The 23094-nt window shown below is 72.6% G+C and carries 15 protein-coding genes; 7 read left to right on the forward strand and 8 right to left on the reverse strand.

Annotation, left to right across the window (positions count from 1 at the left end; genetic code table 11):
- The first annotated feature begins 40 nt into the window (after positions 1-40).
- A complete protein-coding gene (locus KHC27_RS19155) occupies positions 41-1774 on the forward strand; it encodes a heparinase II/III family protein (protein WP_213341216.1) in 1734 nt (577 codons plus the stop codon).
- Positions 1775-1864: 90 nt separating this feature from the next.
- A complete protein-coding gene (gene purH / locus KHC27_RS19160) occupies positions 1865-3454 on the forward strand; it encodes a bifunctional phosphoribosylaminoimidazolecarboxamide formyltransferase/IMP cyclohydrolase (RefSeq protein WP_213341218.1) in 1590 nt (529 codons plus the stop codon).
- A 122-nt stretch (positions 3455-3576) separates the two neighbouring features.
- Here purH and KHC27_RS19165 read toward each other — a convergent pair whose 3' ends face one another.
- Complete coding sequence (locus KHC27_RS19165; protein ID WP_213341220.1) at positions 3577-4272, reverse strand: OmpW/AlkL family protein; 696 nt, start codon at positions 4270-4272, stop codon at positions 3577-3579.
- A 201-nt stretch (positions 4273-4473) separates the two neighbouring features.
- Between KHC27_RS19165 and KHC27_RS19170 the strand changes: the two genes are divergently transcribed.
- Positions 4474-9318 carry an NAD-glutamate dehydrogenase gene (locus KHC27_RS19170; protein WP_213341222.1) on the forward strand — a complete coding sequence of 1615 codons (4845 nt, stop codon included), beginning with the start codon at positions 4474-4476 and terminating at the stop codon, positions 9316-9318.
- A gap of 4 nt (positions 9319-9322) precedes the next feature.
- On the opposite strand, the gene KHC27_RS19175 is transcribed toward KHC27_RS19170, so the two are convergent.
- The 6 genes from KHC27_RS19175 to tsaD form a co-directional block, all read right to left on the reverse strand.
- Positions 9323-10072, reverse strand: a complete 750-nt coding sequence (locus tag KHC27_RS19175; RefSeq protein ID WP_213341224.1) for an EAL domain-containing protein — start codon at positions 10070-10072, stop codon at positions 9323-9325.
- 99 nt (positions 10073-10171) lie between these two features.
- Positions 10172-12133, reverse strand: a complete 1962-nt coding sequence (gene acs / locus KHC27_RS19180) for an acetate--CoA ligase (protein WP_213341226.1) — start codon at positions 12131-12133, stop codon at positions 10172-10174.
- Positions 12134-12292: 159 nt separating this feature from the next.
- Entirely contained in the window at positions 12293-12889 is a 597-nt protein-coding gene (locus tag KHC27_RS19185; RefSeq protein ID WP_213341419.1) for a class I SAM-dependent methyltransferase, read from the reverse strand.
- A gap of 109 nt (positions 12890-12998) precedes the next feature.
- The gene (locus tag KHC27_RS19190) at positions 12999-13412 is read right to left on the reverse strand and encodes an EVE domain-containing protein (protein ID WP_213341228.1); all 414 of its coding nucleotides are present in this window, start codon (positions 13410-13412) and stop codon (positions 12999-13001) included.
- 48 nt (positions 13413-13460) lie between these two features.
- Positions 13461-14438: an NAD(P)H-dependent glycerol-3-phosphate dehydrogenase gene (locus KHC27_RS19195; RefSeq protein WP_213341230.1), complete on the reverse strand. Its 978-nt coding sequence runs from the start codon at positions 14436-14438 to the stop codon at positions 13461-13463.
- A complete protein-coding gene (tsaD, locus tag KHC27_RS19200) occupies positions 14435-15574 on the reverse strand; it encodes a tRNA (adenosine(37)-N6)-threonylcarbamoyltransferase complex transferase subunit TsaD (RefSeq protein ID WP_213341232.1) in 1140 nt (379 codons plus the stop codon). The genes KHC27_RS19195 and tsaD overlap by 4 nt, the downstream gene beginning before the upstream one ends.
- Positions 15575-15689: 115 nt before the next feature.
- On the opposite strand from tsaD, the gene hemC reads away from it, so the two are divergent.
- The 4 genes from hemC to KHC27_RS19220 all read left to right on the forward strand — a co-directional run bounded on the left by hemC (position 15690) and on the right by KHC27_RS19220 (position 20713).
- Positions 15690-16631, forward strand: a complete 942-nt coding sequence (hemC, locus tag KHC27_RS19205; RefSeq protein ID WP_213341235.1) for a hydroxymethylbilane synthase — start codon at positions 15690-15692, stop codon at positions 16629-16631.
- Between the two features lie 3 nt (positions 16632-16634).
- The gene (locus tag KHC27_RS19210) at positions 16635-17336 is read left to right on the forward strand and encodes a uroporphyrinogen-III synthase (protein ID WP_213341237.1); all 702 of its coding nucleotides are present in this window, start codon (positions 16635-16637) and stop codon (positions 17334-17336) included.
- 90 nt (positions 17337-17426) lie between these two features.
- The gene (locus KHC27_RS19215) at positions 17427-19061 is read left to right on the forward strand and encodes a hypothetical protein (RefSeq protein ID WP_213341239.1); all 1635 of its coding nucleotides are present in this window, start codon (positions 17427-17429) and stop codon (positions 19059-19061) included.
- Positions 19058-20713, forward strand: coding sequence for a heme biosynthesis protein HemY (locus tag KHC27_RS19220; protein WP_213341241.1), 1656 nt, complete (start codon positions 19058-19060; stop codon positions 20711-20713). The genes KHC27_RS19215 and KHC27_RS19220 overlap by 4 nt, the downstream gene beginning before the upstream one ends.
- Positions 20714-21078: 365 nt before the next feature.
- On the opposite strand, the gene cobT is transcribed toward KHC27_RS19220, so the two are convergent.
- Entirely contained in the window at positions 21079-22980 is a 1902-nt protein-coding gene (gene cobT / locus KHC27_RS19225) for a cobaltochelatase subunit CobT (RefSeq protein WP_213341242.1), read from the reverse strand.
- Positions 22981-23094: the final 114 nt, after the last annotated feature.

Below are 23094 nucleotides of genomic sequence, written 5' to 3' on the forward strand. Positions count from 1 at the left end.
CGGGGAGGTCCGCAACCGGAAGGCCCAGGGAACGGCACTCATGCCTCGCGATGCCTATTCGGATCGTGCGCGCCTGGCGTTGTTCGTCACCGAGGCCGGGTGGCGGACGGTGCGCACGCACGCCATGGCGCAGCCGGCCCGGCCGTGGCGCATGGCGACCATTCCCGTGCCCGGCCGCCTCGTGCTGGCGCCGCAGGACCTGCGCACCGGCGACGCCACCCGCGCCGGCGACATCTATTCCGGCCGCTTCGCCTTCGCCGGCAAGGTGGTGAACACCGGCGGCCTCTCCCCCTTCGAGGTGGAGCCGCCGTCGCGGGAATGGGCGGAGGAGCTGATGGGCTTCGGCTGGCTGCGCCACCTGCGCGCCGCCGAGACCGCGATCGCCCGCGCCAATGCCCGCGCGCTGGTAAGCGACTGGATGACGCTGCGGGCCCATCGCCAGCCCGGGGCGCGGACGCCGGAGGTCTGTGCCCGCCGCATCATCAGCTGGCTCAGCCAGGCCCAGCTCATCCTGCAGGAGGCCGACCAGGCCTTCTTCCGCCGGGTGGTGCAGTCGCTCACCGCCCAGGTGCGCCACCTGCGCAGCCTGGAGTTCAGCATACGCGACGGCTATCCCCGGCTGCTGGCGGCGATGGCGCTGTGCTTCGCCGGGCTGTGCATGGCCGATCAGTCGCGCCTGCTGCGCATCGCCCAGCGCCGGGTGGTGGAGGAGCTGGAGCGGCAGATCCTGCCCGATGGCGGCCATGTCAGCCGCAATCCCGGCCTGCTGGTGGAGATCCTGCTGGACCTGCTGCCGCTCCGGCAGGCCTTCCACGCCCGCAACCTGCCGCCGCCGGCGCCGCTGATGAACGCCATCGACCGCATGATGCCGATGCTGCGCTTCTTCCGCCATGGCGACGGCGCCTTCGCCCTGTTCAACGGCATGGGCCCGACGCCGGGCGATTCGCTCGCCACCGTGCTCGCCTATGACGACGCCCGCGGCGTGCCGGTGGCCAATGCCCCGCACTCCGGCTACCAGCGCATCGAGGCGGGCGGCACGGTGGTGATCGCCGACACCGGCACCCCGCCGCCCATGGCGATGAGCCATGAGGCCCATGCCGGGTGCCTGTCCTTCGAGCTGTCCTCGGGCCGCAGCCGCATCGTGCTGAACTGCGGGGTGCCCGCCGTCAGCCGGGACGCGTGGCGGCCGATGGCCCGGCGCACCGCGGCCCATTCCACCGTCACGGTCGAGGAGGTCTCCTCCTGCCGCTTCATCGCCGATGGCATGATGATGCGCCTGTGCGGCACGCCGGTGGTGGAGGGGCCGGGCGAGGTGAAGGTGGAGCGCTTCGAGCATGACGGCGCCCACATCGTGCGGGCGAGCCATGACGGCTATGTCCGGCGCTTCGGCATCCTGCACCAGCGCAGCTGGCGCCTCTCCCGCGACGGGCGCCGGCTCGACGGCGAGGACGTGCTGCGCCCGGTCGGCGGCGCGACCTTCGAGGGCGACCAGCCCGACCGCTTCGCCGTGCGCTTCCACCTGCACCACGCGGTGGCGCCGAGCCGGCTCGCCGACGGCCACACCGTGCTGCTCGCCATGCCCGGCGGGGAGAACTGGATTTTCGCCGCGCCCAACCTGCGCATCGACATCGAGGAAAGCCTGATGCTGGCGGCCAGCGGCGGCGCGCGGCGCTGCGACCAGCTGGTGATCAGCGGCCGGGTGCGGCACCTGCCCCGGCTGGTCTGGACCTTCATGCGGGCGGACGGCGGCGGGATGCCGCGCGAGAAGCGTTGACGGCGCAAGGCTGCCCCGGGGCCGGCGCGGTTCACCTCCGGCTCCCTACGTGGTAGGGCGGAGCCTCTCGCCACCAGCCAGCGTGCCGCCATGAGCTCCGACGTCCGTTCCATCTCCCGCGCCCTGATCTCCGTCTCGGACAAGACCGGGCTGGTGCCCTTCGCCACCCGGCTCGCCGCCCGCGGGGTCGAGCTGGTTTCCACCGGCGGCACCCGCAAGGCGCTGGCCGAGGCCGGGCTGCCGGTGCTCGACGTCGCCGACGTCACCGGCTTTCCCGAGATGATGGACGGCCGGGTGAAGACGCTGCACCCGGCGGTGCATGGCGGCATCCTGGCGGTCCGCTCGGACGGCGCCCATCAGGCGGCGATGGCCGAGCACGGCATCGCGCCGATCGATCTGGTGGTGGTCAGCCTCTACCCGTTCGAGGCCACCGTGGCGGCCGGCGCCGATTTCGACGCCTGCATCGAGAACATCGACATTGGCGGCCCGGCGATGATCCGCGCCGCCGCCAAGAACCATGGCGATGTCGCCATCGTGGTCGATCCGGCCGATTACGCCGCGGTGCTGGAGGAGTTCGAGACGAAAGGCGGCACCACGCTCGCCACCCGCCGCCGGCTGGCGCAGGCGGCCTATGCCCGCACCGCGGCCTATGACGCGGCGATCTCCACCTGGTTCGCGGGCGTCAACGGCCAGTTCGCGCCGCCGCGGCGGGCCTTTGCCGGCGCGCTGGCCGAGACCCTGCGCTATGGCGAGAATCCCCACCAGCACGCCGCCTTCTATGTCGGCGGCGCGGCCCGGCCCGGCGTCGCCACGGCGCGGCAGCTCCAGGGCAAGGCGCTGTCCTACAACAACCTCAACGACACCGACGCCGCCTTCGAGGCGGTGGCCGAGTTCGACCCGACCCGCACCGCGGCGGTGGTGATCGTGAAGCACGCCAACCCCTGCGGCGTCGCCGAGGGGGCTTCGCTGGAAGAGGCCTACCGCAAGGCGCTGGCCTGTGACCCGACCTCGGCCTTCGGCGGCATCGTCGCCCTGAACCGCACCCTCGACGCCGAGGCCGCGCGGGCCATCGTCGAGATCTTCACCGAGGTGATCGTCGCCCCGGCCGCCACCGAGGAGGCGATCGCCCTCGTCGGCGCCAAGAAGAACCTGCGCCTGCTGGTCACCGGCGCCCTGCCGGACCCGCGCGCCGGCGGACTCACCGTGAAGTCGCTGGCCGGCGGCCTGCTGGTGCAGGGCCGCGACAATGCGGTGGTCGACGACATGGAGCTGAAGGTCGTGACCCGCCGCGCCCCCAGCGCCGCCGAGCTCGCCGACCTCGCCTTCGCCTTCCGCGTCGCCAAGCACGTGAAGTCGAACGCCATCGTCTACGCCCGGGACCTCGCCACGGTCGGCATCGGCGCGGGCCAGATGAGCCGGGTCGATTCGGCCCGCATCGCGGCGCTGAAGGCCGGCGAGGCGGCGGCCGCCGCCGGCCTCGCCGAGCCGCTGACGCGCGGCTGCGTGGTCGCCTCCGATGCCTTCTTCCCCTTCGCCGACGGGCTGCTGACGGCGATCGAGGCCGGCGCGACCGCGGTGATCCAGCCGGGCGGCTCGATCCGCGACGCCGATGTCATCGCCGCCGCCGACGAGGCCGGGGTCGCCATGGTGTTCACCGGCATCCGCCACTTCCGCCACTGAGGCGGCCGATACACAAAAGGCGGGCCGGAGCCCGCCTCATCTGCCTTCGGAAAAAGTGACGGGAGCCGCGCCCCCCGCGCAGGCTCCCGTCCGCCCCGCCCCAGGGGAGCTCTGAACCGGTCTCAGAACCGGTAGGTGATGCCGAGGCCGACGATCCACGGGTTGAGGTCGGCGGTGCCGGTGAGCGGCGAGCCGGCGACGGTGACGTCGAAACTGGGCTGGAGGAAGAGCTTCTTCACATCCACGTTGAGGCCCCAGTGGGCGTCGAACATGTAGTCGAAGCCGGCCTGCAGCGCGAAGCCCCAGGCGTCCTTCACGTCGAGCGAATCGGCCGAATCCGCCTTGGTGTCGAAGAAGACGGTGTAGTTGACGCCCGCGCCGACATAGGGCTTGAACGCGCCGAAATCGGTGAAATGGTACTGCAGCGTCAGGGTCGGCGGCAGCAGCCAGGTCGAGCCGATGGTGCCGAGGCCGGCGATGCTGCCAGAGCCGTCGATGTCGTGCTTGGTGACGCCGAGGATCAGTTCGGCCGCCCAGTTCTGGGTGAAGTAGTAGGTGATGTCGAGTTCCGGCACGATGGAGTCGGAATACTTCAGGTCCGAGCCGGGCACCCCGTTCACCGAACCCTTGTCCTCGGGCAGCACGCCGAGCACGCGCACGCGGATCTGCCACGGGCTCGGCTCGATGACGGGGGCTTCCGGCGCCTTCACCACCTTCGGAGCCGGGGCGGAGACATCCGCCGCCAGCGCCGGGCCTGCCCCGTAAAGACCCGCCAGCACCAGGGCGACCGCCCCCATTCCCGCCTTCAACGTCGACATTGGCCCCAATCCCTTGATATGCCCCAAGACCGCCCGGTTTCCGCGGTCGTTGGTGCATTGGTGCAAGGCCGGCACCAGCATGTACTTGATTGTAATCAAGGCCGGCATCGTTACGTCACGGATGTGGCGTAGAGGCAACAGCCCAAAAGCCGGCTCCAGGCCGGCAGCAGCCGGGGCGATCATCCCGGCGGGAGGAATCACATGGGCCTCGAAGGTTTCCTCGCGATCGAGGACGAACGGGCGGCGCGCGCGCTGATCGACCAGGCCGACCTCATCCTGTCGGCGGCCGATCCCGAGATGCCGGCGAAGTTCGCCGCCCGGCTGTTCGGCCGCGCCGCCGCGGAGGACCTGCGGCTCTATGCGCCGCACGAGCTTGCGGCGCTCGCCCGCGCCGCCTGGGCGCATCTGCGTCACCGCCCCGGTCCCGGCCCGGACATCCGGCTGGAGCTGCCGGAGCGGGCGGAAAGCGGCACCCGGCTCGCCGAGGTGATGGTCGTCGAGATCCTGAACGACGACATGCCCTTCCTGCTCGATTCGGTGATGGCCGCGCTCACCGCGCTCGGCCTGTCCGCGAGCCTCGTGGTCCATCCCATCCTCGCCCTGGAGCGCAGCCCCGGCGGCGCCCTGCTGGGCCTTGCCGAGGGTCCGGCCGGCGATCCCCGCATCACCCGCGAAAGCCTCATCCATGTCCATGTCCCCCGGGTCGGCGAACCGGAGCGGCGCGCGGCGGTGGTGGCGGAGCTCGTCGCCGTCCTCGCCGAGGTGCGCGCCGCGGTGCAGGGCTGGCGGCCGATGCAGGCCGCGGTCGGCGCGGCGCTGGAAAACCTGCGCGGCGCCCCCGCCTCGGTTCCGCCGGACGAGCTGAAGGAGGCGACGGCCTTCCTCGAATGGCTGCTTTCGGGCAATTTCACCTTTCTCGGCTGCCGCGCCTATGACGTCGACCCCGAAGCGGCGGCCGGCTCGCCGCTTTTCGTGCGCCGGATGGGCGATGCGCTCGGCCTGCTCGCCAACCCCGAGCTGAGGCTGTTCCGCCGCCCGGCCGATCCGGTGGCGGTGAGCGCCGACCTCGCCCAGGTGCTGGCCGATCCCGCGCCGCTCTTCGTCACCAAGTCGCAGGCGGTCTCGCGGGTGCACCGCCGGGCCGCGATGGATGTGGTGGTGGTGAAGCGCTACGACGCCGCCGGCCGCCCGGTGGGCGGGCTCGCCATCGCCGGCCTGTTCACCGTCACCGCCTATGCCGGCTCGGTGCGGCTGATGCCGCTGCTGCGGCGCAAGGTGGCGGCGGTGCTCGCCCGCGCCGGCTTCGCGCCGGAAAGCCATTCGGGCCGGGCGCTGGTGAAGGTGCTGGAGAGCTACCCGCGCGACGACCTGTTCCAGATCGATGTCGAGCTGCTCTACCGCTTCGCCATCGCCACGCTGCAGCTCGACGAGCATCCCCGGGTGCGGGTGCTGGCCTGGCGCGAGCGGTTCGACCGCTTCGTCTCGGTGCTGGTCTATGTCCCGCGCGACCGCTACGACAGCGATGTGCGCGAGCGCATCGGCGCCTTCCTGGCGGAAAGCTTCGGCGGCGCGGTGCTGAGCTCTCGTCCGCTCTTCATGGACGGGCCGCTGACCCGGGTGCATTTCATCGTCGAGCGGCAGCTCGGCGAGATTCCGCGGGTCGACCAGCCGGCCCTCGAGGCCCGGGTCTCCGCCATCATCCGCACCTGGGACGACGGGCTGGTGAGCGCCATCGGCCTCGTCCATGCTCCCGAGCCGGCGGCACGGCTGGTCGCGCGCTACGGCGCCGCCTTTCCGGCCGGCTATCAGGCCGCCTATGCGCCCGAGGATGCGCTGGCCGATCTCGGCATGATGGAGCGGCTCGGCGAGGACCGCCCCGTCGCGGTCGACTTCCGGCCGTGGCTCGACCCGACGCGGGTGGCGCTGAAGGTGCTGAGCTTCGGCGCCCCGCGCCCGCTCTCCGAGCGGGTCCCCCAGCTCGAGGCGATGGGCTTCGTGGTGGTGGACGAGCGCACCTTCACCATCAGCCCGCACGAGCGCACCCCGGTCTATGTCCACGACATGGTGCTGGCGCGCCGCGGCGGCGGCGAGATTCCGCTCGACGTGCTGAAGTCGCGGCTGGTGGCGTGCCTCATGGCGGTGCTGCGCGGCGCGGCGGAGAGCGACGGCTTCAACGCGCTGGTGCTGAACGCCCGGCTCGGCTGGCGCGACATCGCGCTGGTGCGCACGCTGGCGCGCTACCTCCGGCAGGTCGGCGTGCCGTTCAGCCAGGACTATCTGTGGGCGACGCTGAACGCCCACCCCCACCTCGCCGAGCGGCTGGTGGCGCTGTTCCACGCCCGCTTCGACATCGGCGCCGATGGCGGGCGCGAGGACCGGGAGCGGGCGATCCGCGCCGAAATCGAGACCGCGCTGGCCGATGTGCAGAGCCTCGACGAGGACCGCATCCTGCGCCGCTTCGCCAATCTCCTGGAAGCGGCGGTGCGGACGAATTTCTACCAGGTCGGCCGCGACGGCCAGCCCAAGACGGCCATCGCGGTGAAGTTCGACAGCCACCGGGTGGACGAGCTGCCGCTGCCCCGCCCGCTGTTCGAGATCTTCGTCTATGCCCCCCGGGTGGAGGGCATCCATCTGCGCTTCGGCCGGGTGGCGCGCGGCGGGCTGCGCTGGTCGGACCGGCCGCAGGATTTCCGCACCGAGGTGCTGGGCCTCGTCAAGGCGCAGCAGGTGAAGAACGCCGTCATCGTGCCGGTGGGCGCCAAGGGCGGCTTCGTGCCCAAGCAGCTTCCCGCCGGGCCGCGCGACGCGATCCAGGCCGAGGGGGTGGAAGCCTACAAGCTGTTCGTCTCCAGCCTGCTCGACCTCACCGACACGCTGGATGCCGGCACGGTGGTGCATCCCGACAATGTGGTGCGCCACGACGCCGACGATCCCTATCTCGTCGTCGCCGCCGACAAGGGCACCGCCACCTTCTCCGACATCGCCAACGGGCTGTCGATCGAGCGCGGCTTCTGGCTGGGCGACGCCTTCGCCTCCGGCGGCTCGGTCGGCTACGACCACAAGGCCATGGGCATCACCGCCCGCGGCGCGTGGGAGGCGGTGCGGCGGCACTTCCGCGAGATGAATGTCGACATCCGCACCACGCCCTTCACCGTGGCCGGCGTCGGCGACATGTCCGGCGACGTGTTCGGCAACGGCATGATGCTGGAGAACACCATCCGTCTGGTCGCCGCCTTCGACCACCGCGACATCTTCCTCGACCCGACGCCCGATCCGGTCGCCTCGCTGGCGGAGCGGCGCCGCCTCTTCGCCCTGCCGCGCTCGAGCTGGCAGGACTACGACAAGGCCCTGATCTCCGCCGGCGGCGGGGTGTTCTCCCGCAGCGCCAAGAGCATTCCGCTCTCCCCGCAGGTGCGGGCGGCGCTGGGGCTCGACCGGCCGGCGGCGTCTCCCGCCGAGGTGATGAGCGCCATCCTGCGGGCGCCGGTGGACCTGCTCTGGTTCGGCGGCATCGGCACCTATATCCGGGCCTCGGCGGAGACCGACGCCCAGGCCGGCGATCGCGCCAATGACGCCATCCGCGTCACCGCCGCCGAGCTGCGCGCCAGGGTGGTGGGGGAGGGCGCCAATCTCGGCGTCACCCAGCGCGCCCGCATCGAGGCGGCGAAGCGCGGCGTGCGGCTGAACTCGGACGCCATCGACAATTCCGCCGGGGTGAACACCTCCGACGTCGAGGTCAACATCAAGATCGCCATCGGTCCGGCCTATCGCGACGGCCGGCTGGACGACCCCTCCCGGCGCAGCCTGCTGGCGGGCATGACCGACGACGTCGCTCGCCTCGTGCTTCGCAACAACTACCTGCAGACCCTCGCGCTCTCGCTGGCCGAGCGGCGGGCGCTGGAGGATCTCGGCTTCCACCAGCGGCTGATGCAGTGGCTGGAGGGCCGCGGCCTGCTCGACCGCGCGGTGGAATATCTGCCCGGCGACGCCGAGATCGCCGAGCGGCGGGGCCGCGGCGAGGGGCTCACCCGGCCGGAGCTGGCGGTGCTGCTGGCCTATGCCAAGCTCACCGCCCATGCCGACCTGCTGGAAACCGGCGTGCCGGACGACCCCTATCTCTCGCGCGAGCTGACGGCCTATTTCCCGGCCGAGCTGCGCGAGCGCTTCGCCGACGACATCGAGCAGCACCGGCTGCGGCGCGACATCATCGCGACCCAGCTCTCCAACGCCATGATCAACCATGGCGGCCCGGCCTTCATGACCCGCCTCGCCGACGAGACCGGCGCCGATGCCGCCGCCATCGCCAAGGCCTTCGCCGCCACCCATGACGGCTTCGAGGTCGCCGCGCTGAATCGCGCCATCGACGCGCTCGACGGGCGCGTGCCCGGCGCGGTCCAGCTCGATCTCTACGCCACGGTGCAGGGCGTGCTGCTCGACCGCACCGTGTGGTTCCTGCGCAATGTCGACCTCACCGGCAGCCTCGGCGATCTCGTGGCCCACTACGCCGCCGGCGTCGCGCCGGTGGTGGAGGTGCTGCACGGGGTGGTGCGCGACCTGCTGCCGGAGGAGACCCGCACCCGCTACGACGCCCGCATCGCCAACTGGACCGCCGCCGGGGTGCCGGAGGAGCTGGCCCGCCGCGTCGCCCAGCTCCCGGCGGCGGAGAACTCGACCGACATCGTGATGATCGCCGACCGCACCGGGGCGGCCATCGCCGATGTCGCCGCGACCTTCTTCGCGGTGGCGCTGCATTTCCGGCTCGACCGCATCCTCGAGCCGGCGCGCACCCTGCCGGTGCCGGATTATTACGACCGGCTGGCGCTGGAGCGGGCGCTGGCGGCGTTCGAGATCGCGGTGCGGCGGCTGACGGGCGAGGTGCTGGCGACCCATGGCCCCGGCGCCGCGGGCGTCGCCGCCTGGGCGCAGAGCCGGCGCCACGAGGTGGAGCGCACCCGCGCCGCCGTTCACGACATTGCCGGGCTCGGCCTCTCCGTCTCCAAGCTCTCGGTGGCGGCGAGCCTGATCGGCGATCTGGTGAAGGGGTAAGGGCTCAGGCCTGCGGCGGCACGGTCACCGCGTGGGGTGGCCGCGCCTGCGGCCGGCCGAAGAGATAGCCCTGCATGAGATCGACCCCCGCCTGCGCGAGGAAGCCGCACTCGCCGGCCTCCTCGACGCCTTCCGCCAGCACCCGTATGTCGAGTTCCCGCGCGAGGCCGAGGATGGCGCGCAGCACCGCCTGCCGCCGGGGCGCCGAATCGATGCCGCGGATGATCGACATGTCCACCTTCACCATGTCCGGGCTCAGCGCGCAGAGCAGGCCGAGCCCGGCATGGCCCGCGCCGAAATCGTCGATGGCGGTGGTGAAGCCGAGCTGCCGGTAGGTGGCGATGATGCGCTCGACATGGCCGACATCGCGCATCGGCTCGTTTTCGGTGAACTCGAACACGATGCGTCGTGGGTCGAAATCCACCCGGGCGGCCGTCTCCAGCGTGGTGCGGATGCAGGCGAGGGGCTCATAGACCGCGCCGGGCTGGAAATTGAGCGTGAGGCGCGCCGGGCCGGGCGGCAGCCGCTCGACGGCGAGCTCGATCGCCTTCACCCGGCAGGCCTGATCGAAGCGATAGCGGTTCGTCTCGTCCACCCTGGCGAGCACGCTGGCCGCCGATTGGCCGTCGGTGCCGCGCACCAGCGCCTCATAGCCCCACACCCGGTCGTGACGGGTGTCGACGATCGGCTGGAAGAACATGGTGAAGTCGAAATCGAGCGGCGCTGTTTCGCAGCCCGCGCATGCCCGCCCCATGTCCGCTCCCTCGTGCGTCGGCCGGTCCTCCCCCGACATCTGGCGGGGGAGAACGCCGTTGCCGGTCCGGCTGTTCCGAGGCGGGAAAGTGGGGGCGGCTCAGGCCGCTCCCGCCTCCTTCTTGTTCTGGCGATGGCTGACGAGGTCGTCGACCACGCTCGGGTCGGCCAGGGTGGAGGTGTCGCCGAGATTACCGAACTCGTTCTCGGCGATCTTGCGCAGGATGCGGCGCATGATCTTGCCCGAGCGGGTCTTGGGCAGGCCGGGCGCGAACTGGATGAGGTCGGGCGAGGCGATCGGTCCGATCTCCTTGCGCACCCACACCACCAGCTCCTTGCGCAGCTCCTCGCTGGCCTCCACCCCGGCCATCAGCGTGACATAGGCATAGATGCCCTGACCCTTGATGTCGTGGGGATAGCCGACCACGGCGGCCTCGGAGACCTTCGGGTGGGCGACGAGGGCGCTTTCCACCTCGGCGGTGCCCATGCGGTGGCCGGAGACGTTGATGACGTCGTCGACCCGCCCGGTGATCCAGTAATAGCCGTCGGCGTCGCGGCGGCAGCCGTCGCCGGTGAAGTACTTGTTGGGGTAGGTGGAGAAGTAGGTCTGCATGAAGCGCTCATGGTCGCCATAGACCGTGCGCATCTGGCCGGGCCAGGAATCGGCGATGACGAGGTTGCCCTCGCAGGCGCCGTCCAGCACGTGGCCCTCCGCGTCGACGATCTGCGGCACCACGCCGAAGAACGGCCGCGTCGCCGAGCCGGGCTTCAGCGCGGTCGCGCCGGGCAGCGGGGTGATGAGGATGCCGCCGGTCTCGGTCTGCCACCAGGTATCGACGATCGGGCAGCGCCCTTCGCCGACCACCCGATGGTACCACTCCCAGGCCTCCGGGTTGATCGGCTCGCCCACCGAGCCGAGCAGCCGCAGCGAGGCGCGCGAGGTCTTCGTCACCGGGCCGTCGCCAGCCTGCATCAGCGCCCGGATGGCGGTCGGGGCGGTGTAGAAGATGTTGACCTTGTGCTTGTCGATCACGTCCCAGAAGCGGGACGGCGAGGGATAGTTCGGCACGCCCTCGAACATGAGCGTGGTGGCGCCGTTGGCGAGCGGGCCATAGACGATGTAGCTGTGCCCGGTGACCCAGCCGACATCGGCGGTGCACCAGTAGACGTCGCCCTCGTGGTAGTCGAACACGTACTGGTGCGTCATCGAGGCGTAGACGAGATAGCCGCCGGTGGTGTGCAGCACGCCCTTGGGCAGCCCGGTCGAGCCCGAGGTGTAGAGGATGAACAGCGGGTCCTCGGCGTTCATGGGGGCGGCGGGGCAGTCGCTGGTCACCAGATCCGCAGCCTCGTGGTACCAGACGTCGCGGCCCGGCGTCATGTCCACCGCGCCGCCGGTGCGGCGCACCACCACGACATGCTCCACCTCGAAGCCCGTCACCTTGGCGATGGCGGCGTCCACATTGGCCTTCAGCGGCACCTTGCGGCCGCCGCGCAGCCCCTCGTCGGTGGTGATGACCACCTTCGATTCGCAGTCGCGGATGCGGCCGGCGAGGCTGTCGGGCGAGAAGCCGCCGAACACCACCGAATGGATGGCGCCGAGCCGGGCGCAGGCCAGCATGGCGAAGGCCGCCTCCGGCACCATCGGCATGTAGATGGTGACGCGGTCGCCGCGCTCGACATTGCGGTTGCGCAGCACGTTGGCGAAGCGGCAGACCTCGTCGTGCAGCTCCTGATAGGTGATGTGGCGCGACTCCGAGGGGTCGTCGCCCTCCCAGATGATGGCGGTCTGGTTGGCCCGCTGCGGCAGGTGGCGGTCGATGCAGTTCCAGGCGACGTTGGTGACGCCATCCTCGAACCACCTGATCGAGACCGCCCCGGGGGCGAAGGAGGTGTTCTTCACCGTGCTGTAGGGCGTGAACCACTCGATCCGCCGGCCTTCCTCGCGCCAGAAGGCCTCCGGGTCCCGCACGGACGCGGCGTAGCGCTCGCGATAGGCGGCATCGTCGACATAGGCCCGGCTGGCCCAGGACGACGGCACGTCATACAGCGTTTCGGACATGGCGTTCTCCCTATTCGTGACCGCGGCGATCTCGTTCGTGCGGCGCCGCATCATTGTTATTCCCCGCGATTATGGGCAGCGCCTTGATGCGGGACAAGTTCGCGGCGCCCCGAACTTTGGCAGGGGGTCTTTGCTGCACCGCGGCGCCGGCCCTTGGTGTCAGCCCGCGCGCGGTCGCCACACGCTGGTGTGCTTGATCTCGCTGTCCTCCAGCTCGCGGGAGACCGGCACGGCGTAATCGGCGATCTTCACCAGCCGCTCGCGCGGCAGGTAGGACCGGCCGGGATCGCCGATCCACACCGCGGCGCCCCGCGCGGCGAGCGCGAACAGCCAGGCGAACACCCGCTCCGCCGTATCGCGCTCATAGGCGATGTCGCCGGCGAGCACGACATCCCAGCCCCGGTCCTGGCCGACGAGGTCGGCGGGCAGGACGGCGATGCCTGCCGCCCCGTTCGCCGCGGCGTTCAGGGCAATGGCATGGGCGGCGAAGGGATCGATGTCGGCGGCCTCGACGCTGGCCGCCCCCGCCCGCGCGGCGGCGATGGCGACGAGGCCGGAGCCGGAGGCGAAGTCCAGCACCCGGGCCCCGGCGACGATGCCGGGATGGTCGAGGATGTGGCGCGCCAGCGCCTGCCCTCCGGCCCAGGCGAAGGCCCAGAAGGGCGGCGGCAGCCCCATGGCGCCGAGTTCCTCCTCGGTGCGCTGCCAGATCGGCACCGCCTCGTCGGCGAGGTGAAGCACGATCTCCGGCACCATCGGCACCGCCCGCAGCCGGGTTTCGGCGCGGATGAAGCCGGCGGGGTCGTCGATGGGGCGCGGCGTGCCGGTCACGGCCGGGCCGCCGTCGGGCCGGCGGCGGGCGTCCTCATGCCCCCGCCATCTCCAGCACGATGGCCCATTCCGCGTCGGTCACCGGTTGCACCGAGAGCCGGGAGAACCGCATCAGCGCCATCTCGGCGAGGCGCGGCTCGTTCTTGATGGCGGCCAGACTCACCGGGCGCGGCAGCGGTTCCACCGCCTTGAGGTCGACCATCACGAATTTGCCGGAGGGGTCGGAGGGGTCGGGATAGGCTTCCCGTATCACCTCCACGATGCCGACGATCTCCTTGCCCTCGTTGGAATGGTAGAAGAAGCCGCGGTCGCCGTTCCGCATGGCGAGAAGCTGCTGCTTGGCGAGGTGGTTGCGCACGCCGTCCCAGTGGGTGCCGGCCGCGCCGGCGGCGACCTGCTGGTCCCACGACCATTTGAAGGGTTCGGATTTGTAGAGCCAGTGCGCCATGGTCGTGCCGTGTCTCGGGCGGTTCGGGTTCGGAAGGCGGGGGTCGTCTCAGGTCTCGGCCTTCTGCGGGCGGGCCAGCAGGGAGCCGATGGCGGCGTCGATGTCGAGCCGGCCGCTCACCACCTCGTCGACCGCGTGGGCGATGGGCATGTCGATGCCGCGCTCGCGGGCGAGCCGCACCAGCACCGGCGCCGTCTGCGCGCCTTCGGCGAGCTTGCCGTCCGGGGCCGCGCCGCGGCCGAGCGCCACGCCGAGCGCGTGGTTGCGCGACTGTTCGGACGAGGCGGTGAGGATGAGGTCGCCGAGCCCGGACAGCCCGGTGAGGGTCTCGGTGCGGGCGCCATAGGCCTTGCCGAAGCGCATCAGCTCGGCGAAGCCGCGGGCGATGAGGGCCGCGCTCGCGCTGGCGCCGAGCGCCCGCCCCGCCACGATGCCGGCGGCGATGGCCAGCACGTTCTTGGCGGCGCCGCCGATCTCGACGCCGCGCACGTCCTCGCTGTGGTAGAGCCGGAAGGCGCCGGAGCCGAGGGCATGGGCGAGGGCGCGGGCGAGCGCGGGGTCGTGGGCCGCCAGCGTCACCGCCGTCGGCAGGCCGGCGGCGACGTCCACCGCGAAACTGGGGCCGGAGAGGATCGCGGGCACCGCGCGGGGGCAGGCCTCTTCCAGCACCTGGGTCATGAACAGCGTGCTGGAACGCTCGATGCCCTTGGCGCAGGTCACCACCGGCGTGCCGCGGGCGATATGGCCCTCCAGCTCCAGCGCGGCGGCGCGGCTGGCCTGGGCCGGCACCGCCAGCAGCACGGCGTCGACGGCGGCGGCCTCCGCGAGATCGGCGGTGGGCCGCACCGCGGGATCGAGCCGCACCCCCGGCAGCCGGGGGCTGGCGCCGCTGCGCGCCATCGCGGCCACCTGTTCGGGATCGCGGGCCCACAGCCGCACCGTCCGGCCGGCCCGGGCCGCGGCATTGGCGAGCGCGGTGCCCCAGGCGCCGGCGCCGATCACCCCGATGACGGGATACGCGCTCATCCGCCGGCGTGTCCGAGAGGAGGTTGCCCGAGAGGAGGTTGCCCTAGCGGCGCGGGCGCCGTCGCGACCTTGGCGACAGCGGCGGGCACCTCCAGCGTCGCCTCGTCCAGCGGCCAGCGGGCCCGTGGCGGCACCTCCAGCGTGTCGCGGCTGCCGAGGGCGAGGCGCTCGGCCCCGGCCCAGGCGATCATCGCCCCGTTGTCGGTGCAGAGCGCCGGCGGCGGCACGGCGAGGCGGGTGCCACCTTCGGCGGCGACCTTGTGCAGCATCTTGCGCACCGCCTGATTGGCGCCGACCCCGCCGGCGAGCACCAGCGCGCTCGGCTTCTCCCCCCGCTCGCGCATCACCCGCTGGGCGGCGCGGACCCGGTCGGCGATCACGTCGACGATGGCCGCCTGGAACGAGGCGCAGAGGTCGCAGACGTCCTGCTCGGACAGCGGGGCGATACGGGTGGCCTCGATCCGCACCGCGGTCTTGAGGCCGGACAGCGAGAAGTCGGGCTCCGCCCGGCCGGACAGCGGGCGCGGCAGGGCGAAGCGGGCGGGATCGCCCCGTTCGGCGGCGCGCTCCACCGCCGGCCCGCCGGGATAGGGCAGTCCGAGCATCTTGGCGGTCTTGTCGAAGGCTTCCCCGATGGCGTCGTCGATGGTGCCGCCGAGCTTGGTGTAGCGGCCCACGCCGGAGACGCAGACAAGCTGGGTATGCCCGCCCGAAACCAGCAGCAGCAGGTAGGGAAAGGTCACCCCGTCGGTCAGCCGCGCGGTGAGGGCGTGCGCCTCGAGGTGGTTCACCGCGATCAGCGGCTTGCCGCTGGCCAGCGCCATCGCCTTCGCGGTGGTGAGCCCGACGATCACGCCGCCGATCAGCCCCGGCCCGGAGGCCGCGGCGATGCCGCTGAGGTGGCGGAGGCCGATGCCGGCCTCCTTCAGCGCCTGGGCGACCACGTGGTCGGTCACTTCGACGTGAGCCCGCGCCGCGATCTCGGGGACGACACCGCCATAGATCGCGTGCTCGTCCACCTGCGAGAGCACGACGTTGGACCGGATCTCGCCGCTGCCGTCCGCCCGGCGCAGCACCACGGCTGCGGCGGTCTCGTCGCAGGTCGTCTCGATGCCCAGCAGGAGCAGGTCGTCCATCGGAACTGTGGCCTTTCGCCGTCTCTCGCGGCGCCGATGCCGGGCGCAGCGTTGACTTTGGGGTGTCGAAGGGTGTTCTGGACCCTTCCGTGAACCGCTAGCACCGCACGATGTCATGACGCAATCGCTTCCCCATCCGCGCCCCCGGCTCAAGCTTGGCACGCGCGGCAGCCCGCTCGCGCTGTGGCAGGCCCATGCCGTGCGCGACGCGCTGGTGGCGGCCCATGACTGGGCGCCGGAGGCGGTGGTGATCGAGATCATCCGCACCACCGGCGACGCCATCACCGACCGGGCGCTGGCGGAGGCCGGCGGCAAGGGGTTGTTCACCAAGGAGATCGAGGAGGCGCTGCTGGACGGGCGCATCGACCTCGCGGTGCATTCGGCCAAGGACATGGCCACCCGGCTGCCGGACGGGCTGCATATCGGCGGCTATCTCCCCCGTGCCGATGTGCGCGATGCGCTGATCCTGCGGGCGGGCGGCGCGCTCGACGACCTGCCGCAGGGCGCCCGCGTCGGCACCGCCTCGCTGCGGCGCGAGGCGCAGCTCCGCCGCCTGCGGCCGGACCTGCGGGTGTCGCTGCTGCGCGGCAATGTCCAGACCCGGCTCGGCAAGGTCGACCATGGCGAGTTCGACGGCACGCTGCTGGCGCTGGCGGGCCTCTCCCGGCTCGGCATGGCGGAGCGGGCCAGCGCCGTGCTGTCCACCGACGCCTTCCTGCCGGCGGTTGGCCAGGGCGCGGTCGCGATCGAAAGCCGGGTCGGCGATGCCGCCACCGAGGAACTGCTGGCCGCGATCGTCGATACCGCCACCGGCATCGCCGTTGCCACCGAGCGGGCCTTCCTGACCGAACTGGACGGGTCCTGCCGCACCCCGATCGCCGGGCTGGCGCAGGTGGAGGGCGACCGCGTGGCCTTCCGTGGCCTGCTGCTGGCGCCGGACGGGAGCGAAGTGGTCGAGGTGACCTGCGCCGGTCCCGTCGGCGAGGCGGTCCGGCTCGGCGCCGAGGCCGGCCGCGACGTGAAGGCCCGCGCGCCGCGCCGGCTGCTGGCCGGCTGAACCATGCGCCTGCTGGTCACCCGACCCCAGCCGGACGCCGCCGCCACGGCCGGGCGCCTTCGGGCGGACGGACACGAAGTCGTGATCGACCCGATGCTCACCGTGGAGCCGCGCCCCGCCACCCTGCCGGAGGGTCGTTTCGACGCGGTGGCGCTCACCAGCGTGAACGGCGCCCGTCTGCTGCGGGCCCGGCCGGAAGCCCCGGCGCTGTCGCGGCTGCCGCTCTATGCGGTGGGAAAGCGCACCGCGGCGGCAGCCGAGGGACTCTTTCCCGCGACGTCGATCGCGGGGGGCGACGGCGCCGCCCTCGCGGCCCTGCTGCGGGATCGGCTGCCGCGCGGCAGCCGGCTGCTGCACGTGGCGGGGGAGGACCGCGCGGCGGATCTCGCCGAGGCGCTGGCGCCGGCGGGCATCGCGGTGGACCTCTTCGTGATCTACCGCACCTGCCCCGCCTCGACCCTCGGCGAGGCCGCGCGCGCGGCGCTGGCAGAGGGGCGGATTGACGCGGCCCTGCATTTCTCGCCGAAGACGGCGGCGACGCTGGTCGCCTGCTGCGCGGCGGCCGGCCTGACCCCGGCGCTGGCCCGGTGCCGGCATCTCTGCCTGTCCCGTGGCGTCGCCGCGCCCCTCGCGGCCATCGGCGCGCCCACGCAGATCGCTGCGGAACCCACCGAAGAGGCGCTGCTTGGCCTTGTTGGCGCCTGAACCACAACCGACCTAGGCTGTTGCAGCCGGAGGTGCGGCGGTCTATCCCGCTAGGGAGAAGATCGACGGATGTGATCGTGAGGTGAGCACGTGGCGAAGGACGATCCGGCGGGAGACTCCGGCACTCCGGAGACGAATCCCCAGACCATTCCCGCGGGCGTGAGCACGCCTGCCGACGACGCGACCCCGTCGGCGGCCGAGCCCGTGACCGACGAGCCGGCCAGTGCGCTGGGCGGCCGCAAGGGCCGTCGCCGGGCCCCGCCGACGATCGACCTCGCGGCGACCGACGTGACCCCCGCCGCGCCCGCCGCATCCAGTGCCGCGCCCGCCGCGGAGACCGTGGCCGGCGAGAGCGTGCCGCCCGCCGCCGAAAGCGTGGAGAGCGCGCCGTCCACCGCGCCGGACGCCCCGCCGGCCGGGGACGTTCCTGCCGAAGGCACCGACGCTGCCGGACCCGTCGAGGCCGCCGTGTCTCCCGACGCCGGGCCTGGCGCCGAGGCGCCGGGCGACAGCGCGCCGGCCACGCCGCCGGCGCGGCGTTCGCCCGGCCCGCTGGCGCTGGCCGGTCTTGCCCTCGTCTGCGGCCTGATCGGCGGGGCGGTGGCGTTCACCGTCGCCGGCACGGTCTATGACGCTGCGGAAAACGCCGAATCCATTACCGATGTCGAGGCCCGCGTGGTCGATCTGCGCCAGCGGGTCGAGGCGGTCGAGGCCCGGCCTTCCGGCTCGGCCACGGCGCCGGCCGGCGCGCCCGCGGCTGCCGCCGCCGATCCGCGCGTGGATGAGATCGCCGGTACGCTCGCCGCCCTCGACAAGCGCATCGCCGCGCTCGAAGCGCTCGGCCCGCGCGTCGCCGCGCTGGAATCCGCTCCGGCACCGCCGCCGCCGCCGGCCGAGCCGTCGCCGGAGCTTCTTTCCCGGCTCTCGGCGGTCGAAGCCGCGACGAAGCAGGCCGCGGAGGCCGCCGACAGCGCCGGCCAGACCGCGCGCAGCGCCGCCGAAAACGCCGCCCGCGCCGGCGATTCCGCGCAGCAGGCGGTGAACGAGGCTGCCCGTGCCACCGGCGCCGTGGGTGCCGTGAGCGGCATCGGCGACCGCGTGGCCGCGCTCGATTCCCGCATCGAAACCCTCGGCAAGGCTTCCGAGCAGGGCGCGAGCGAGGCCGTGACGCAGGCGCGGCAGTCCCATGTCGCGGCGAATGGCGCGGCCCAGCTCGCCGCCCTGGTGGCGCTGCGGGCCTCGGTGCGGGCCGGTCGCCCGTTCGCGGACGACCTTTCGGCGCTCGACACGCTGGCCGGCGGGCCTGTGCCCGAGCTGGAAGGCCTGCGGCCCTATGCGGGGGAAGGCCTGCCGACCCCGCCCATGCTGGCGGCCCGGCTGGTGGCGCCCGCGCCGGAGCCTGCCGCCGCTGCGGCGGACGCCGCCCCGTCGGGCGAGGGCTTCATCGCCCGGCTGCAGCGCAGCGCCGAAAACCTGGTGTCGGTGAAGCGCGCGGACCAGGCAGCCCCGGCCGCCTCGGTCGACGAGAGCCTGGCGAGCGCGCGCAACGCGCTGCGCCGCGGCGATGTCGCCCGCGCCACCGAGCTGCTGCGGGCGGTGCCCGCGCCGCAGCCGGCGAGCGTCACCGCCACGCTCGCCGCGCTTGAGGCCCGCAGCGCGGCGCTGGCCAGCCTCGACACTGTCAACCGGCGTATTCTCGCCACTCTCGCGGGGAGGACGCCGTGATCCGTCTCGTCATTTATCTCCTCGTTCTCGCCGCCGTCGCCTTCGGCGTCGCCTGGCTGGCGGATCGGCCGGGCGAGGTCGCGATCGTCTGGCAGGGCTGGCAGGTGCAGACCAGCGTCATGGTGGCCGCCAGCGCGCTGCTGGTGGTCATCGCGCTCGCCATCGTGCTCTGGAGCCTGATCCGCTTCCTGTTCCGCTCGCCCGACCTGTTCCTGCTGGCCATGCGGAACCGCCGCCGCAGCAAGGGCTGGGCCGCGATCTCGCGCGGGCTGGTCGCGGTGGGGGCGGGCGATGCCGCCGGCGCCCGGCGGGCCGCCTCCGATGCGGAGCGGCTGATGGGCTCGGAGCCGCTGGCGCGGCTGCTGGCGGCGCAGGCGGCGCAGCTCTCAGGCGATGCCGCGGCTGCCGAAGCGGCCTTCCGGGCCATGGCGGAAACGCCGGCCACCCGGGTGCTCGGCCTGCGCGGCCTGCATGTCGAGGCGCGGCGACGCGGCGACGCAGTCGCCGCGCTGGCCGCCGCCGAGGAAGCCTCGCGTCACGAGCCGGGGCTGATCTGGGCCTCCGACGCGGTGATCGAGGCGCGCTGCCTCGCCGGCGACTTCAAGGCCGCCCTCGGCATTCTCGAACGCGAGGTGGCGCACGGCGCGCTCGACCGCGCCGCCCATCGCCGCCGCCGCGCCGTGCTGCTGGCGGCGCAGGCGCAGGCGCTGGAGCTCTCCGAGCCCACCGCCGCCCGCGAGCGGGCGGTGGAGGCGGTGCGCCTCGCCCCGGGGCTGGTGCCGGCCGCCGACATCGCCGGCCGCCTGCTGGCGGCCGCCGGCGACCACCGCAAGGCCGCGAAGATCCTCGAACACGCCTATGCCGCGACGCCGCACCCCGATCTCGGCGAGACCTATCTCCATCTGAGGCCGGCGGATTCCGCGCGCGACCGGCTGCGCCGCGTGCGCAACCTGACCGCCCGCGCCCCGGAACATGCCGAGAGCGCGATGATCCTCGCCCGCGCCGCCATCGACGCGCAGGACTTCGCCGCCGCCCGCGCCGCGCTGGCGCCGCGGCTGGAGGCGCCGACCCAGCGGGTGTGCCTGCTGATGGCGGAGCTCGAGGCCTCGGATGCCGGCGACATCGGCAAGGCGCGGGAGTGGACCGCCCGCGCGGTGCGCGCCGCGCGCGATCCCGCCTGGGTGGCCGACGGCGTGGTGTCCGAGCATTGGGGGCCGGTGTCCCCGGTCACGGGCAAGCTCGACGCCTATGAGTGGATCGTGCCCCCCGGCGTTCCCTCGACCCCTGTGCTGGAGCACGAAGCCGAGCGCGTGCGGGCCGCCATCGCCGCCGTGGTGGAATCCCGCGAGGCGGAGGAGGCCCGGATCGCGCTGGAGGCGGAAGCCGCGGCGCCGATCGCCCCGACCGAGCTGGCCGGTACGGCCGAGGCTGCGGCGCCGGCGGCCGAGGCCGCCAGGGAGCCCAGCGCCCCGGAGCCTCAGAAGGACGCGGCACGCGAACCCGCGCCCGCCGCCCCGCTCAAGACCCCGCTGGCCCCGGCCACGGCCGGCCCGGTGGTCGCCGCCCCGCATCTGCCGGACGATCCCGGCCCCGGCGGGGTGCTGGACGAGGTGCCCGCCCCGACCCGCCAGCGCCCGCCCTTCGGGGTGTGACGGCCGCCTCAGGCGCTGCCCGCCCTGCGGGCGGTGTCGCTGTTCCGGCGGGGACATGCCGGCGGCTACGTTGACCGACGCACGAAAAAGCCGCCCTGGCTCGATGCCGGGGCGGCTTTTTCGCATCCTGAGATGCGGTTCACATTCGGGAATATCGTGGTCTCCCGCCAGAGAACCCGGTCGCTCGTCAGGCGACCGGAGGGACGGAAAGGGTCGGAGTACATCCGTCCTAACCCCTCCCACATCCGGCGCGACGCTGACGAGGCGCCGACGTGCCGGAAGCCCTGCTCTGGCTGGGATAACGTCTATATGGGTGGCCCCGGCCGCCTTTCAAGGGCTGCCGGTCCCACATTACGATGCGGAGCTCAGTGGAGGCGCCCGCGCTTCCCGCCGGTTCCCCGTCCGCCGGCCTCGCGCTCGTCGAACAGCTCCGCCAGCTTGTCGATCATGGCGCCGCCGAGTTCCTCGGCATCGACGATGGTGACGGCGCGCTTGTAGTAGCGGGTGACGTCGTGGCCGATGCCGATGGCGATCAGCTCCACCGGCGACTTGTCCTCGATCTGCTGGATGATCCAGCGCAGATGGCGCTCGAGATAATTGCCGGCGTTCACCGAAAGGGTGGAGTCGTCGACCGGCGCGCCGTCGGAGATCATCATCAGGATGCGGCGCGATTCCGGCCGTGCCAGCAGACGGTTATGCGCCCAGTCCAGCGCCTCGCCGTCGATGTTCTCTTTCAGCAGGCCCTCGCGCATCATCAGGCCGAGATTCTTCCGCGCCCGGCGCCACGGCGCGTCGGCGGACTTGTAGATGATGTGGCGCAGGTCGTTCAGCCGCCCCGGAGCCCCGGGCTTGCCGGAGGCCAGCCATGCCTCGCGGGCCTGCCCGCCCTTCCACGCCTTGGTGGTGAAGCCGAGAATCTCCACCTTCACCCCGCACCGCTCCAGCGTGCGGGCGAGAATGTCGGCGCAGGCGGCGGCAACCGTGATCGGGCGGCCGCGCATCGAGCCGGAATTGTCGAGCAGCAGCGTCACCACCGTGTCGCGGAAATCGGTGTCGCGCTCGCGCTTGAAGGAGAGCGGCTGCATCGGGTCGATGATGACGCGGTGCAGCCGCGCCGGATCGAGCATGCCTTCCTCGAGATCGAACTCCCAGCCGCGGCTCTGCTGCGCCATCAGCTTGCGCTGCAGCCGGTTGGCGAGGCGGGCGACGATGCCCTGCAGATGCACGAGCTGCTTGTCGAGATAGGAGCGCAGCCGGGCCAGCTCGTCGGGGTCGCACAGCTCGTCCGCCTCGATCGTCTCGTCGAAGCGCGGGGTATAGGGGTGGTATTCCGGCGGCTTCGGCTCGGCCGGGGTCATGGTCTGGGGACGCCACGGCTCGGTCGAATCGTCGGATTCGCCAAGCTCGGTGTCTTCCGAGAGGTCGGACTGCTGCTGTTCCTGCTTCTCCTCGGATTCCTCCGGGGTCTGGTCGGAGGACAGGTCGGTGTCGATCTCGGTGGTGCCCTCGTTGCTCTCGTCCTCGTCCGCGTCGCCACCCTTGCCGGCGTCGTCCTCGCGGCGGTCCTCAGTGTCGGTGGAGGGGTCGTTGTTCTCGTCGAACGGGGCGATATCCTCGCCCATGCCGAGCGAGGACAGCAGGTCGCGCATCGCCTCGGCGAAACGCTTCTGGTCGGCGGCGCTGTCGGCCAGCTCGGCGAGCGCGTCGGCGCCGCGCTCCTCGACGAAGCCGCGCCACAGATTGACCAGCTCGCGCGCGGAGGCGGGGGGCGCCATCCCGGTGAGCTTCTCGCGCAGGATCAGCGACAGCGCGTCCTCGATGGGCGCGTCGGAGCGGTCGGCCAGATTGGCGAAGTTGGCCCGCTGGTAGCGGTCCTCCAGCATGGCCGAAAGGTTCTGCGCCACGCCATCCATGCGCAGCGCGCCGATCGCCTCGCAGCGCGCCTGCTCGGCCGCCTCGAAGGCGGCGCGGGCGGTCTGTCCGGCGGGGGTGAGGCGCTTGTGCACCTTGGGGTCGTGGCAGGCCAGCCGCAGCGCCATGGAATCGGCGTGGCCGCGCAGCACCGCGACGTCCTGCTTGCTCATGCGGCGGCCCGGCTCCGGCAGGCGGGCGCGGCCATCGGCATAGCCGGGCCGCTCGCTGCCGAAGCTGATCTCGATCTCCCGCTCGCCGGCAATGGCCCGCAGGCAGCCGGAAACGGCGCGCTTGAGCGGCTCGGTCGGCGATTCCTTCGGGGGGGTGCGCGGGTTGCGGTTCGACGGGTTCATGGCGGTCCGTTCATGGCCGGGAGATGCCTCCCGCCGTTCAGTGTCGCGGAGGGTCCCTCCCGGCGTGCCGGAAGGGAGGACGGCGTGGCGGCGCAGGCCCGCGCGGGCCCGGCC

It is taken from the genome of Ancylobacter lacus, from assembly GCF_018390635.1.
Classification (GTDB): Bacteria; Pseudomonadota; Alphaproteobacteria; order Rhizobiales; family Xanthobacteraceae; genus Ancylobacter; species Ancylobacter lacus.

Bases quoted from the DNA above. Each gene is read 5' to 3' on its own strand.
- KHC27_RS19210 (WP_213341237.1), top strand. From the start codon at position 16,635: ATGCGCCTGCTGGTCACCCGACCCCAGCCGGACGCCGCCGCCACGGCC.
- KHC27_RS19195 (WP_213341230.1), bottom strand. From the start codon at position 14,438: ATGAGCGCGTATCCCGTCATCGGGGTGATCGGCGCCGGCGCCTGGGGC.
- hemC (WP_213341235.1), top strand. From the start codon at position 15,690: ATGACGCAATCGCTTCCCCATCCGCGCCCCCGGCTCAAGCTTGGCACG.
- purH (WP_213341218.1), top strand. From the start codon at position 1,865: ATGAGCTCCGACGTCCGTTCCATCTCCCGCGCCCTGATCTCCGTCTCG.
- cobT (WP_213341242.1), bottom strand. From the start codon at position 22,980: ATGAACCCGTCGAACCGCAACCCGCGCACCCCCCCGAAGGAATCGCCG.
- KHC27_RS19175 (WP_213341224.1), bottom strand. From the start codon at position 10,072: ATGGGGCGGGCATGCGCGGGCTGCGAAACAGCGCCGCTCGATTTCGAC.
- KHC27_RS19165 (WP_213341220.1), bottom strand. From the start codon at position 4,272: ATGTCGACGTTGAAGGCGGGAATGGGGGCGGTCGCCCTGGTGCTGGCG.
- KHC27_RS19185 (WP_213341419.1), bottom strand. From the start codon at position 12,889: ATGGTGCCGGAGATCGTGCTTCACCTCGCCGACGAGGCGGTGCCGATC.
- KHC27_RS19190 (WP_213341228.1), bottom strand. From the start codon at position 13,412: ATGGCGCACTGGCTCTACAAATCCGAACCCTTCAAATGGTCGTGGGAC.
- KHC27_RS19170 (WP_213341222.1), top strand. From the start codon at position 4,474: ATGGGCCTCGAAGGTTTCCTCGCGATCGAGGACGAACGGGCGGCGCGC.
- acs (WP_213341226.1), bottom strand. From the start codon at position 12,133: ATGTCCGAAACGCTGTATGACGTGCCGTCGTCCTGGGCCAGCCGGGCC.
- KHC27_RS19155 (WP_213341216.1), top strand. From the start codon at position 41: ATGCCTCGCGATGCCTATTCGGATCGTGCGCGCCTGGCGTTGTTCGTC.
- tsaD (WP_213341232.1), bottom strand. From the start codon at position 15,574: ATGGACGACCTGCTCCTGCTGGGCATCGAGACGACCTGCGACGAGACC.